Annotated in this window: 12 protein-coding genes; 5 read left to right on the top strand and 7 right to left on the bottom strand. The window is 69.0% G+C overall.

Annotated elements, in window-relative coordinates; translation table 11 throughout:
• Positions 1-31 precede the first annotated feature (31 nt).
• From AB0I12_RS38620 to AB0I12_RS38595, 6 genes are all read right to left on the bottom strand, one after another.
• The gene (locus AB0I12_RS38620) at positions 32-1,471 is read right to left on the bottom strand and encodes a diguanylate cyclase (RefSeq protein ID WP_359940101.1); all 1,440 of its coding nucleotides are present in this window, start codon (positions 1,469-1,471) and stop codon (positions 32-34) included.
• A gap of 81 nt (positions 1,472-1,552) precedes the next feature.
• Complete coding sequence (locus AB0I12_RS38615) at positions 1,553-2,308, bottom strand: sugar phosphate isomerase/epimerase (protein ID WP_359940100.1); 756 nt, start codon at positions 2,306-2,308, stop codon at positions 1,553-1,555.
• A gap of 13 nt (positions 2,309-2,321) precedes the next feature.
• Positions 2,322-3,137 (bottom strand): sugar phosphate isomerase/epimerase, encoded by an 816-nt coding sequence (locus tag AB0I12_RS38610; RefSeq protein WP_359940097.1) that lies wholly within the window; start codon positions 3,135-3,137, stop codon positions 2,322-2,324.
• Positions 3,134-4,279: a dihydrodipicolinate synthase family protein gene (locus tag AB0I12_RS38605; protein ID WP_359940094.1), complete on the bottom strand. Its 1,146-nt coding sequence runs from the start codon at positions 4,277-4,279 to the stop codon at positions 3,134-3,136. The genes AB0I12_RS38610 and AB0I12_RS38605 overlap by 4 nt, the downstream gene beginning before the upstream one ends.
• A complete protein-coding gene (locus AB0I12_RS38600; RefSeq protein WP_359940091.1) occupies positions 4,279-5,439 on the bottom strand; it encodes a Gfo/Idh/MocA family oxidoreductase in 1,161 nt (386 codons plus the stop codon). Before AB0I12_RS38600 ends, AB0I12_RS38605 begins: the two co-directional genes overlap by 1 nt.
• A gap of 11 nt (positions 5,440-5,450) precedes the next feature.
• Positions 5,451-6,188, bottom strand: coding sequence for a cupin domain-containing protein (locus AB0I12_RS38595; protein WP_359940088.1), 738 nt, complete (start codon positions 6,186-6,188; stop codon positions 5,451-5,453).
• Positions 6,189-6,389: 201 nt separating this feature from the next.
• On the opposite strand from AB0I12_RS38595, the gene AB0I12_RS38590 reads away from it, so the two are divergent.
• A complete protein-coding gene (locus tag AB0I12_RS38590) occupies positions 6,390-7,235 on the top strand; it encodes a hypothetical protein (protein ID WP_359940085.1) in 846 nt (281 codons plus the stop codon).
• Here AB0I12_RS38590 and AB0I12_RS38585 read toward each other — a convergent pair.
• A complete protein-coding gene (locus tag AB0I12_RS38585; RefSeq protein ID WP_359940082.1) occupies positions 7,222-8,622 on the bottom strand; it encodes an FGGY family carbohydrate kinase in 1,401 nt (466 codons plus the stop codon). The two genes, AB0I12_RS38590 and AB0I12_RS38585, sit on opposite strands and share 14 nt — an antisense overlap.
• 116 nt (positions 8,623-8,738) lie before the next feature.
• Here AB0I12_RS38585 and AB0I12_RS38580 point away from each other — a divergent pair, with 116 nt between their 5' ends.
• The 4 genes from AB0I12_RS38580 to AB0I12_RS38565 are packed head-to-tail and all read left to right on the top strand — an operon-like array spanning position 8,739 to position 12,718.
• On the top strand, positions 8,739-9,632 hold the full coding sequence (locus tag AB0I12_RS38580) for a nucleoside hydrolase (protein ID WP_359940079.1): 894 nt from the start codon (positions 8,739-8,741) through the stop codon (positions 9,630-9,632).
• A complete protein-coding gene (locus AB0I12_RS38575) occupies positions 9,629-10,921 on the top strand; it encodes an extracellular solute-binding protein (RefSeq protein WP_359940076.1) in 1,293 nt (430 codons plus the stop codon). The genes AB0I12_RS38580 and AB0I12_RS38575 overlap by 4 nt, the downstream gene beginning before the upstream one ends.
• 4 nt (positions 10,922-10,925) lie before the next feature.
• On the top strand, positions 10,926-11,825 hold the full coding sequence (locus AB0I12_RS38570; protein ID WP_359940073.1) for a sugar ABC transporter permease: 900 nt from the start codon (positions 10,926-10,928) through the stop codon (positions 11,823-11,825).
• Positions 11,822-12,718, top strand: a complete 897-nt coding sequence (locus AB0I12_RS38565) for a carbohydrate ABC transporter permease (protein WP_355693010.1) — start codon at positions 11,822-11,824, stop codon at positions 12,716-12,718. Before AB0I12_RS38570 ends, AB0I12_RS38565 begins: the two co-directional genes overlap by 4 nt.
• The last annotated feature ends 24 nt before the right edge of the window (positions 12,719-12,742 follow it).

Here is a 12,742-nt window from a genome sequence, read left to right as displayed (position 1 = left end):
GCAGCCCCCTCGGCCCTCCGCAGTCCCCTTGCTAGCTTCGGCGGCTCTTGGCCGCGTACATGGCCTGGTCGGCTTCGTGGAGGAGGGTGTCGAGGTCGGTGGTGGTGGGGGTGATGGGGACGGTGCCGACGCTGGTGGTGACCTCGACGGCGATGTTGGGGAGGGGGCGGCTGACGGCGGATTCGAGGCGGGTGATGAGGGTGGTGAGGTCGTCGCCGGAGATGTCCTCGGCGAGGACGGCGAACTCGTCCCCGCCGAGCCGGGCGACCGTGTCGCCGTGGCGGACGGCGGTGCTGAGGCGGGTGGCGATCTCGCGGAGTGCGCGGTCGCCGGCCTCGTGACCGTAACCGTCGTTGACGAGTTTGAAGTGGTTGAGGTCGCAGAACAGCAGCGCGCCCGGGCGGCCGGTGATCCGGGTCTGTTCCAGGACCTTGACGAACCGGTGCTGCAGGAGCCGGCGGTTCGGCAGGCCCGTGAGCGGGTCGTGCGCCGCGTGGTGCCGGAGTTCGCGCTCGGCGTCCTTGCGGGCCGTCACGTCGTCGATCTGGACGAGCAGGATCCGCGGCAGGCCGGCGCCTTGCTCGACGAGTGACGCCGTGCCGCCGAGCCAGATCGCGTTCCCGCTCGGCTGCGTGAACACCCGCTCGAACCGGTAGGTACCGTTGCTGGCGGCAAGTTTCTCCAGCTCGGTCCGGGTCTGCTCCGGCTCCTCGTCCCGCAGGAAGCTGACCAGTCGCGTCCCGATCAGCTGGTCCGGGGCGTAGCCGGTGATCCGGCAGAACGCGGCGTTGACCCGCAGGATCCGGCCCAGCTCGGGTCCGTCGAACGCGACCGTCGCCATCCCGTTCCCGGCGCCTTCGAAGACCAGCCGGAACGTCGCCTCGCTCGCCTCCAGCCGGGTCTTCTCGGCCAGCAGCCGGTCGGTCAACCGGGCTTTGTCGATCGCGAGCCCGGCCTGGGTGGCGAAGATCTCCAGCAGTTCCCGGTGGATCGGCCCCGGCCGCCGCTGGTCCTCGGGCAGGTCGACCGAGAGCATCCCGACCAGCTCGCCGTCGGAGGAGTACAGCGGCGCGAACAGCGCGTCCAGCGGGTGCCAGGCCTCCGGCGCGTCGGACACCGGTACGTCGGGCACCCAGCCGGTGACCTCACCCTCCGGCAGCCGCTCGTGTGGCACGAACCGGAGCTTGCCCCACTCGTCGGCGATCGCGAACTCGGCGTCGAACAGGTCCGCCGCGCTCACCTTCCCGAGCAGCGCCGACCGGGCCCCCGGCGACCCGGCCACGGCGATCACCTCGAACTTGCCGTCCGGGTGCCGGAGGTTCAGCACGGCGATGCCGAAGCCGAGCCCGTTCACGACCCCGTCAACGACCGCCTGCAGCGTCTCGGCAAGGCTCCGCCCGGCGCCCATCCGCGCGCTCACCTCGTACAAGCGCCGTACGGCGGACAGCCGGACCGTGGGCTCGTTCTGCACTCGTTGAGAATAAGCCGATTTCACCGGGGGTGAGCAGGTGTACGCACAGGTGACCCGGTTAAGCGTTTGCTATGAGATGCGTCAGTACCGCAATTCGGTCAGTCCGCGGTAGCTGCGCTGGGCCGACTGCCAGGCGTCGGCGGGCTTGTCGTGTTCGACCAGATACTGCTCGACACCGCCCGCCTCGGCGTGCGCGAACATCGCGCCGAAGTCGAGCTTCCCGGCCCCGACGTCCTCCCAGGAGCCGTCCGCGGCCATGTCCTTGACGTGCAGCGCCGGGAACCGGCCCGGGTGCTCCTGGAACAGCTTCGCCGGGTCGTGCCCGCCGTCCACCGCCCAGTACAGGTCCAGCTCGAACCCGAGCAGCTCCGGGTCCACGTCCAGCAGGATGTCGTACAGCACCTGCCCGTCGACCTCGTCGAAGTCCCGGCCGTGGTTGTGGAAGAGCAGCTTCAGGCCGTTGTCCCGCGCGACCTTGCCGGCCTCGGTGAACGCGGCCGCCGCGGTCCGGAAGCCCTCGACCGAGTGCAGCTCGGCCGGAATCGACGGTACGACGGCCCACTGCGCGCCGAGCGTCTTCACGTCGGCCAGCGCGCCGGCCCAGTCGTCGCTCAGCCGCGCGTACCCGACGTGCTCGAGCACGATCGCGAGCCCGGCATCGTCCGCGAACCCGCGAATCTCCGCGGCGCTGTGGTCGAACCGCCCGCTCACCCCCACCGTGCGGTACCCGATCCCGGCGAGCCGCTTGAGCGTCCCCGGGTAGTCCTCGGCCAGCACGTCCCGCATCGTGTAGAGGTGCATGCCGATTCCGTCGGCAGGAATGGTCCGGTCAGTCATACAGGCTCCTTCGTCAGAGGACGTGTTCCCGGTACCTCGCCAGCGCCAGGTCGAAGACTTCCTGCCCCGGCGCGTCCCACAACTGCTGGTTGAAGATCTCGACCTCGATCGGTCCGTCGTACCCGGCCGCGTCGCAGGCCTCGCGCAGCCGGCGCAACTCGATCGCACCGTCGCCCATCATGCCGCGCCCGAGCAGCGTGTCCGCGGGCAGCGGAACCACCCAGTCGCTGACCTGGTACGACACGATCCGCTCGCCGGCCCGCTCGATCTGCCGGTACACGTCCGCGTCCCACCACAGGTGGTAGGCGTCGACGATCACGCCCACCTGCGACGCCGGGAACTGCTCGGCGAGGTCGAGCGCGCCGCCCAGCGACGACACCACGCAGCGGTCCGAGCAGAACATCGGGTGCAGTGCCTCGACCGCCAGCGTGACGCCGCGCTCCTCGGCGTACGGCGCCAGCTCGGCGAGCCCGTCGCGCACCATCGCGCGCGCACCGTCGAGGTCGCGGGACCCGGCCGGTAGTCCGCCGCTGACGAGCACGAGGACCGGCGTGCCGATGGTCGCGGCCTCGTCGATCGCGCGCCGGTTGTCCTCGATCTTCGCCTTCCGCTCGGCGGCGTCGGTCGAGGTGAAGAAGCCGCTGCGGCACAGCGACGAGACCTTCAGGCCGGCGTCGGCGACCAGTTTCGCCGCCTGGTCGACGCCGTACTCCTGGATCGGCTCGCGCCACAGCCCGATCCACTCCAGCCCGGCCTTCGCGCTCGCCGCGACGACGTCCTCGAGCGGCCAGTACTTCGTGGTCGCCTGGTTGAGGCTGTACCGGTTCATGCGTCGATCCCGCCGACCCGCAACAGCTGCCGGAACCGGTCGACGGCCAGCTCCGGATTCGTCAGTACGCCGGCCTGGTCCGCGAGCCGGAAGGTGTCCGCCAGGTGCGGCAACGACCGGCCGGTCTGCAGACCGCCCACCATCGTGAACCCGGGCTGGAACCCGTTCAGCCAGGCCAGGAACGCGATCCCGGTCTTGTAGTAGTACGTCGGCGCGGAGAAGATCTGCCGAGCCAACGGTACGGTCGGCTGGAACACCCGCTCGTAGGTGTCCAGGTCACCGGCATCCAGCGCGTGCAGAGCTGCTGCCGCCGCCGGGGCGATCGCGGCGAAGATTCCGAGCAACGCGTCGCTGTGCCGCTCGCCGTCGCCGCGGATCAGCTCGGGGTAGTTGAAGTCGTCCCCGGTGTAGAGTCGGACGCCCGTGGGCAGGCAGTTGCGCAGGGCAACTTCCTTCGAGGCGTCGAGGAGGCTGATCTTGATCCCGTCGACCTTCTCGACGTTGGCGTTGATCAGTTCCACGACGGTCGCGGCCGCGGAATCGAACGAGTCGCCGCCCCAGTACCCTTCCAGGGCGGGGTCGAACATGGGGCCCAGCCAGTGCAGGATCACCGGCTTGGCGGACTGGGTGAGAAGGCGGTCGTACACCTTGCGGTAGTCGTCCGGCGACTCCGCCGCCGCGCACAAGGCCCGGCTGGCCATCAGGATCGGCCGGGCGCCGACATCCTCGGCAACGGCCAACTGCTCTTCGTACGCACCGATGACCGCATCCAGGGTGGCCGGACCCGTCAGCTGGTCGGTGCCGACCCCAACGGCGATCCTGCCGTCCGGCGCTTCGGCGGCGGACCGGCGGATCAGTTCCTGCGTTGCCTCCCAGTCGAGGCCCATGCCGCGCTGCGCGGTGTCCATCGCCTCGGCGACCGACAGGCCCAGCGACCACAGGTGCCGCCGGAACTCCAGCGTGTGCTCCCAGTCGATCACCGCGGGCGCCCCGGGTGCGTTGTCCCCGAGCGGATCCGCCACCACGTGCGCCGCGGCGAACGCGAGCCGTGAGCGCGCCGGCGAATAGGTGCCCCGAGCAACTGGTTCGCCGGTCAGCCGGTACTTCTCGAGTCCCCCGTGGACCGGAAGGTTCAGCTCCATCAGTTGGCCCCGAGATCGAGCGTCGGGACCTCGAGCTTGCGGCCCTCGTGCCACGACTTCAGACCCAGCTCGGCGAGCTGGACGCCCTTCGCGGCCTCGACGAAGTCCCAGGTGAACGGCGCGTCGTCGACCACGTGCCGCAGGAACATCTCCCACTGCACCTTGAAGCCGTTGTCCATCGGCTCGTTGTCCGGCACCGTCGCCCACTGGTCGCGGAACTGCTCGGTGACCGGGATGTCCGGGTTCCACACCGGCTTCGGGGTCGCGGACCGGTGCTGGACGCGGCAGTTGCGCAGGCCGGCGACTGCGGAGCCCTCGGTCCCGTCGACGTGGAACTCGACCAGTTCGTCGCGGAACACCCGCGTGGCCCAGGACGAGTTCAGCTGCGCGACGATCCCGCCCTCGAGCTCGAACACGCCGTACGCCGCGTCGTCGGCGGTCGCGGTGTACGGGTCGCCGTTCTCGTCGACCCGCGTCGGGATGTGCGTGGCGCCCTGGCAGTACACCGACTTCACGGAGCCGAACGTCTGGTCGAGCACGTACCGCCAGTGGCAGAACATGTCGAGGATGATGCCGCCGCCCTCTTCGGACTTGTAGTTCCAGGACGGCCGCTGCGCCTCCTGCCAGTCGCCCTCGAAGACCCAGTAGCCGAACTCGCCGCGGACCGAGAGGATCCGGCCGAAGAACCCGCCGTCGACCAGCCGCTTCAGCTTCCGCAGGCCGGGCAGCGACAGCTTGTCCATCACCACGCCGTTCTTCAGCCCGGAGTCGACCACGAGCTTGGCCAGGTCGACGGCCGCGTCCAGGCTCTCGGCGATCGGCTTCTCGCAGTAGATCGCCTTGCCGGCCTCGACCGCGGCCCGGACGCCCTTCTCGCGCAGCTGGGTGAGCTGGGAGTCGAAGTAGATCTCGACGTCCGGCTGGGCCAGCGCCTCGGCCAGATCGGTGGTCCACCGCTCCAGCCCGTACTGCTCGGCGATCCGGCGCAGCTTGAGTTCGTTGCGGCCGACCAGGATCGGTTCGGGGATGATCATCGTGCCGTCGGCGGCGGGCAGTCCGCCCTGCTCCCGGATCGCCACGATGGAACGCTCGAGGTGCTGGCGCAGGCCCATCCGGCCGGTGACGCCGTTCATCACGATGCCGATGCGTCGCTCGTTCACAGTTCTACCTCTCACGCTCGGGTGGTGTCATAGACGTCGAGGCGGCCGCACATACCGTGCCGGCCGAACTCGGTAGGGGTCGGAAGTCGGTGGAGTTCGGCGGTCTGCAGGTGCGGCGCGGTGCCGGCCTCCAGCGCGTCCAGCGCGGCGCCGGTCTCGTCCGCGAGCCGCCGGGCGCCCTGCTCCCAGCGCTTGCGCCAGTCGGCGAGCTGCGGCTGCACGATCCGGACCGCTGCCGCGAAGAACTCGTCCAGCGCCGCGGGGCCTTCCGCCTCGTACCGCTCCCGCAGGACGGCGTATCCCTGGAGCGCGAGGTCGCGCCGGGCCATCGCCGACCGGGTACGGGCCGCGCCTTCGCCGGTCAGGGCGGTCGCCGCCAGGTACGTCTCGCGGTCGGCGAGGTATTCGGGCGGCAGCGTCAGGACGGCGTCGCCGGCCTCGGGGAGTCCGGAGTTGGACATCAGGGTGAGGATCTGCAGCCCGCCGGCGTTGACCAGCCGGTGGATCGTGCCGGGGTCGAACCAGACGACGGTCCCGGCCTGCAGCGGGGTCTCGGTGTAACCCTTCGTGTTCAGGGCCTGTACGGCGCCGGCGCCGGCGATCACGCAGTACCCCTCGGAGCAGGCCAGGTGGACGTGCGGCGTACCGCCGACCAGGCCGTCGGGCGCCTCGACGTCGTACACCGTCAGCTTCGAGATGCCGATGCCGCCGGGCAGGGCCGCAGCCGGCCCGGGCTCGAACTCACACATGGACGCCTCCCTCCCGCAGGCTTGGAAAGGGCTTTCCGCAGCCTGTGATCGCAACCATAGGTGGGCGTCACGGCCGAGTCAACCTGTAACGGAAAGCGATCTCCGACACGCTGCGGAACGGTTGGGCGGTCGAGTACGTCGTAGCCGGTCGACAAGACATTCGCCCTCCGGCCCGCGGGCCGGACTCTTGTGGAGGTGGTTATGGCCGACAGAATCAGCCGGCGGCAAGCGTTGATGCTCGGTGGAGGTGCGCTGGCCGCACTCGGCTCGGCGGCCGGTGCGCAGACGGCTTCGGCGGCACGGCCGGTGGAGCGGGGCGCGGCGGCGCAGGCAGGGACGGGGTGGTTCCGGCTACCCGTCGTGACGGCGAACATCGGGCGCAAGCACCTCGGCGCCCGAGAGGCCGCGATCACGGCGGTTCGCGGCGGCGACCCGGGGCATCGACCGTTCGTCGGCTGGCAGGAGATCAGCGAGGGCGACTCGGGTGAGCCGCCGATGATCACGCGGCACTTCGGCAGCAAGTACCGCAACGCGTTCCTGCACGACCCCAAGTCGTTCCGGGTGCCGATCTCGGTCCCGGACCCGTGGAAGATCGTGAACTCGAAGCGCACCTTCGTGCACGGCGGCATCGCCCACGTGACGCCGCCCCGGTACATCAACGAGGTGGTCGTCGAGCACAGCGCGCACCCGGGCCTGAAGTTCGCCCTGATCAACTCGCACTACATCGCGAACGCGTACAACGGCACCAAGAACCCGAACCTGCAGGACGAGTGGCAGCTGCACAAGAAGCTGCACCGCGAGCGCGTGATGGCGCACCACAACCAGGGCCACCTGGTGATCTGGACCGCGGACACCAACAACCCCGGCTACGTGCGGGCCACCGGCCAGGACAGCGAGCACCGGGCCTTCTTCAAGGGCATCGACCGGATCAACTGGCTGCCCGGTGACGGCAAGGTCCGGCTGGACCTGGTCAACACCAAGGTGATCCCGATGAACGTCGACGGCCACGACGCCCGGCTGGCCGTGTTCCGGATCAAGCTGGCGTGACGCGGACCGTCGCGACCGCCTGAGCCCATTCGTCCCGGCGCCGGCCACGATCGCCGGCGCCGGGACCGGGCTCGAACGTCCGATACGACCGTTTGCCCGCCCAGCCGGTCGTCGCGCCGAGCTTCGTCCAGGCCAGCTCGGCGACACCCAGAGCGGAAATCTCCGGTACGTCGGACGCCTCGACCGGATGACCGAGCAGATCAGCCTGGGTCTGCATGAGCAGGTCCGACACTGTCGCGCCGCCGTCCGCACGGAGGCTGCTGAGCGGGCCCGGGATCGTGTCCGCGATGTCGCAGATCTGGTGCGCGACCGCGTCGACGGCCGCCCGCGCGATGTGCGCTCGCGTCGTCGAGCTGCTCATGCCGGTCAGGGCCGCCCGCGCTTCCCGGTCCCAGTGCGGTGCGCCGAGTCCCGCGAACGCCGGCACCAGGACGACGCCCTCCGCCGCCGTGACCGTCCCCGCGAGAGCCGTCAAGGCGCCGACGTCGGGAAGACCGAGCAGGTCCGCGGTCCAGGCGAGCGCGGCGCCGGACGACACGATGTTGCCTTCCAGCGCGTACACCGGCCGGTCGGTCAGCCAGGCCAGCGTGCATCCGCCCGGCGCGAACCCGTCCACCGGCGTCATCACCGACGAGCCGGTCCCGTACGTCGCCTTCACCAGACCCGCCTCGGTACACCCTTGCCCGTACATCGCCGCATGCGAGTCCGCGAGCACGGCGACGATCGGGATCCCGTCAGGCAGACCTGGCACGCCGGATGTGGTCCCGAACCCCGCGTCCGACGCCCGAACGTCGGGCAACGCATCCCGGGGCACCCCGAACGCGTCCAGTAGTTCTTCCGACCAGTCCAGGGTCATCAGGTCGTACAGCAAGGTCCGCGATGCGTTCCCCGCCTCGGTCAGATGCTCGCGGCAACCAGTCAGGCGGTAAGTCAGCCAGGAGTCGACGGTGCCGACCAGTGCGTCGGATCGGTCGAGCAGCCAGCGCATCTTCGGTGCGGAGAACATCGCGTCGACCCGCAGCCCCGTGCGACGGCGGACGAGATCGTCGACGGACTCAGGTAGTTGGGTACACCAACTAGTGGTGCGAACATCCTGCCAGCCGAGCACCGGACCGACCGACTCGCCCGAGGAATTCCAGCCGACCACGGACTCGCGCTGGGTGGACAGCGCGATCCCCACGACCTCCACCTCCGGTGTGAGGCAGGACCCCACAGCCTGGAGAACGCTCTGCCACAGGTTCTCGGCGTCCTGCTCCACCCAGCCGGGGTGCGGGGTCGAGAGAGTGGCGGGGGCCGAGCCGGTGCCGAGCACGGTTCCGTCGGCGGCGACCAGGACCGCCTTGGAGTTGGTCGTGCCCTGGTCGATCGCGAGTACCGCCTGGACCATCGGCCCTCCAAGTTTCAACTGAGCTCTTGACGTGACTCTAGCCGCGTGGTGACACTCATGGCGACAGGCTATGCAGTAGTGAATATCTATTCGCACGACAAGCCGGAGGAGACCGCGTGAAGCCGAGCAGACGCCGGGTGATCATCAACACCGATGCCAAGAACGAGGCGGACGACCAGTTCGCGATCGTGCACGGGCTGCTGTCGCCGACCTTCGACGTCCGCGGCCTGATCCCCGCGCACTTCGGCACGCGCCGATCGGACCGCAGCATGGAGGAGTCCCGCGAGGAGATCGACCTGCTGCTGGACCTGATGGACCTGACCGGTCAGGTCACCGTCGCGAACGGCGCCCCGACCGGCATCCCGGACGAGCAGACCCCGCTCGACTCGCCCGGCGCCCGGCTCATCATCGCGGAGTCCAAGCTGGCCTCCGAGGGTGACCCGCTGTTCGTGTCGTTCCTCGGGCCGCTGACCGACATGGCCTCGGCGATCCTGCTCGACCCCGAGCTCGCCGGCCGGAACGTGATCGTGATCTGGATCGGCGGCCGCGGCTACAACGGCTACGCCGCCGACCACCGGATGGAGTTCAACCTGTCGAACGACATCCACGCGGCCAATGTCGTGTTCGGGTCCGGGATCACGGTCTGGCAGGTCCCGAGCGACGTCTACACGAAGGTCTCGGTCAGCTACGCCGAGCTCGAGGAGAAGATCGGCGACGCCGGTCCGCTCGGCAAGTACCTGATCGAGCAGCTGGTGGAGTGGAACGCCACCTGGCACGGCGAGCCGATCGAGTCCCGCTCCCTCGGCGACTCGCCCGCCATCTCCTTGATGCTCTACCCGCACAGCGGCAACTTCCGGACCCGCCCGGCGCCGCGCTTCGGTGTCGACGGCTGGTACCTGCCCGGCACCGACAACCCCATCCAGGTCTGCGAGCAGGTCGACGTCCGGTTCCTGCTCGAGGACATGTTCGCCAAGATCCGCCGTTTTGCCCGCCTAAGGAGCAACTCATGAGCAACCTCTCCCGCCGGGGATTCCTCGGTCTCACGTCCGCCGCCGCGCTCGGCGCCGGTCTGTCCGCCTGCACGGGCGGTGGTACGTCGACCGGCGGGGGAGCCACTCAGGCAGCGTCGAACAACCTGCGGCTGTTCACCTACGAGGGGGACGAGACGATCGGGTTGCTGAAGGCGCAGGTGAAGAAGTTCGACGAGCAGAACGGGACCACGACCACGGTCGACAGCCTGCCCGGATCGGGGGCGGCGGTGTACCCGGACAAGCTGCGCACGGAACTGCTCGGCGGCAAGGGCCCGGACGTCTGGCGGATCTGGGGCGGCCAGATCGGAGCGCCGTTCGCGAAGGCCAAGCAGGCGCTCGACCTGACGCCGTACTACTCCAAGTACGGCTGGGACTCGAAGATCAACACCCAGGCGATCGGCGGGATGACCTTCGACGGGATGAAGGCCGGGGTGCCGTTCGTGTCCCTCGGGATCGGTGCCTGGTACAACAAGTCGCTGTTCGCGAAGGCCGGCGTCAGCGCCCCGCCGAAGACCTACGCCGAGCTGGAGGCGATCAACGACAAGCTGGTGGCCGTCGGAGTGACGCCGCTCGGGACCGGCGGCAAGTACGGCTGGCACATCATGCGGCTGTTCGAGTACCTGCTCGAGCACACCGCGGGACCGGAGTTGCACGACAAGCTGCTGACCGGCGCCGAGAGCTGGGACCGGCCCGAGGTGGTCGAGGCGTTCGCGCTGTTCAAGAAGTGGCAGGACAAGAAGTGGCTGCCGCAGGGCGCGCTCGGGCTCGACCCGGCCGACATCGAGCCGGCGTACGTCCAGGGCAAGACGGCGTACACGATCACCGGACCGTGGACCGAGGCCGCGGCGATCCTGTCGGCGAAGAAGAGCTCGTCGGCGTTCGGAAACTTCGAGCTGCCGACCGACAAGAGCCCGGCCCGGCACTCCGGGTTCGTCGAGGGCTACATGATCAACGCGAAGTCCGGCAACGCGGACAAGGCCGCGGCGCTCATCGACTTCATCATCCAGCCGGCCACTCAGAAGGCGCTGCAGGTCACTGCCTCCACGGTCAAGGGCGCCGAGCCCGACCCGAAGACGCTGCCGCTGGCGGCCGAGTGGGCGCAGAAGTACGGCAGCAACCCGTTCTACACGATCCAGGACCAGGCGTTCCCGAAGAAGCAGGCCGACCAGTACTTCAGTGTCCAGAGCGACCTGCTGCAGGGCTCGGTCGCGCCGGACGCCGCGGCCAAGAAGATGCAGGAGATCGTCTCCGCCTGGGCGAAGAGCTGAGCGCATGGCCACCTCAGTCGCAGTCGCCAAGCCGAAACGCGGAGGCCGCTGGTCGCCGTGGTTGTTCGCCCTGCCCGCCCTGGCGGTCTACGTCGCGTTCCTGGTGTACCCGGCGTTGTCGTCACTGTGGTTCAGCCTGACCAACTGGGACGGCCTGAGCGCGACGTACAAGTTCGTCGGGCTGGACAACTACTTCAAGCTGCCGCAGGACCCGGTGGTCGTCACCGCGGTGAAGAACAACCTGATCTGGACCGTGGTCACGATCGCCGTACCGACCGTGATCGGGCTCCTGCTGGCGATCGCGCTGAACGGCAAGGTGCACGGCAAGCCGATCCTGCGGCTGATCTTCTACACGCCCGCGGTGCTGCCGCTCGTGTCCATCGCGAGCATCTGGGGCTGGCTGTACAACCCGCAGTACGGCGCAATCAACTCGTTCCTGCGGCTGATCGGGCTGGACGGGCTGGCGCAGGCGTGGCTCGGGCAGGACTCGACCGCGCTGTGGGCCGTGATGGTGCCGGCGATCTGGTTGCGCACCGGGTTCCCGATGCTGCTCTATCTGGCCGCGCTGCAGGGTATCCCGAACGAGCTGTACGAGGCAGCGACCGTCGACGGCGCGACGAAGTGGCAGCAGTTCTGGCACGTGACGATGCCGAGCCTGCGGCCGGCGCACTACATCGTGCTGGCGCTGTCGCTGATCGACTCGTTCAAGGTCTTCGACATGATCTACGCGATGACGTACGGCGGTCCCGGGACGTCGACGCAGGTGATGGGGACGTGGATGTACTTCAACGTCTTCCAGTACTACCAAGCCGGTTACGGCACCGCGATCGCCGTCGTGATCACGCTGGTAGCGATCGCGGTAGGCATCCCGTACGTCCGCTCCCAGACCAGGGAGGCCTCATGACCACCATCGCCCCGGCCCAGGTGACCGCGCCGGCTCAGGCTGCCGCCACCGAACCGATCAGTTCCGGTCCCAAAGGGCGTCGCGGCCTGGTGATGACGCTCGTCCTGGCGGTGATAGCGCTCTTCTGGATCTCACCGCTGGCACTGCTGGTGATCACCGCCGTACGCCCGCTGTCCGACTTCATCGGCAACGGGCCGCTGTCCTGGCCCGATCAGCTCACCTGGTCCAACTTCAAGGACGCGTGGGGCATCGGCAACTTCGCCACGACGTACAAGAACAGCGCGATCCTGGCCGCGATCAAGGTGCCGCTCGGTGTGCTGGTGTCGGCGATGCTCGGGTTCGCGCTGGCCAAGCTGCGGATGAAGTTCCGCCGGACGGTGATGTTCTCGGTGTTCCTCGGGCTGACGATCCCGATCTACATCACGATCGTGCCGGTCTTCATCATGATGCGGCAGGCCGGTGCGACCGACAGCATCTTCGGGCTGATCGGGCCGTACCTGGCCTTCGGCATCCCGTTCGAGGTGCTGGTGCTGCAGTCGTTCTTCCGGCAGCTCCCGGACGAGATCATCGAGGCCGCCCGGGTGGACGGCGCCGGCGACTGGCGGGTGTTCTTCACGATCATCCTGCCGCTGTCGGTGCCGGCCCTCGTCACGGTGGCGATCCTGGACGCGGTCGCGACCTGGAACGAGTTCCTGTTCGCGCTGATCCTGCTGAACTCCGACGCGCACAAGACCATCCCGGTCGGGCTGCTGAACTTCCAGGGCCAGTTCGCCAACAACAACACCGGCCTCGCGGCAGGCATCCTGATCGCCGTCGTGCCGATCCTGATCGCTTACACCCTCCTTCAGCGCTGGATCGTCGGCGGCCTCACCGCCGGCTCGCTGAAGGGCTGACACCGCCCCACACCGCCCCATGAC

The organism is Kribbella sp. NPDC050459 (assembly GCF_040655315.1).
In the GTDB taxonomy this organism is placed as follows: Bacteria; Actinomycetota; Actinomycetes; order Propionibacteriales; family Kribbellaceae; genus Kribbella.
The sequence above is the reverse complement of the archived record's forward strand: the minus strand, read 5'-3'. Positions and strand labels throughout refer to the sequence as shown.

What these genes read in the sequence shown, in the direction of transcription:
- AB0I12_RS38585 (WP_359940082.1), bottom strand. Translation starts at nt 8,622, where the DNA reads ATGGTCCAGGCGGTACTCGCGATCGACCAGGGCACGACCAACTCCAAG.
- AB0I12_RS38575 (WP_359940076.1), top strand. Translation starts at nt 9,629, where the DNA reads ATGAGCAACCTCTCCCGCCGGGGATTCCTCGGTCTCACGTCCGCCGCC.
- AB0I12_RS38590 (WP_359940085.1), top strand. Translation starts at nt 6,390, where the DNA reads ATGGCCGACAGAATCAGCCGGCGGCAAGCGTTGATGCTCGGTGGAGGT.
- AB0I12_RS38565 (WP_355693010.1), top strand. Translation starts at nt 11,822, where the DNA reads ATGACCACCATCGCCCCGGCCCAGGTGACCGCGCCGGCTCAGGCTGCC.
- AB0I12_RS38595 (WP_359940088.1), bottom strand. Translation starts at nt 6,188, where the DNA reads ATGTGTGAGTTCGAGCCCGGGCCGGCTGCGGCCCTGCCCGGCGGCATC.
- AB0I12_RS38610 (WP_359940097.1), bottom strand. Translation starts at nt 3,137, where the DNA reads ATGAACCGGTACAGCCTCAACCAGGCGACCACGAAGTACTGGCCGCTC.
- AB0I12_RS38605 (WP_359940094.1), bottom strand. Translation starts at nt 4,279, where the DNA reads ATGGAGCTGAACCTTCCGGTCCACGGGGGACTCGAGAAGTACCGGCTG.
- AB0I12_RS38615 (WP_359940100.1), bottom strand. Translation starts at nt 2,308, where the DNA reads ATGACTGACCGGACCATTCCTGCCGACGGAATCGGCATGCACCTCTAC.
- AB0I12_RS38570 (WP_359940073.1), top strand. Translation starts at nt 10,926, where the DNA reads ATGGCCACCTCAGTCGCAGTCGCCAAGCCGAAACGCGGAGGCCGCTGG.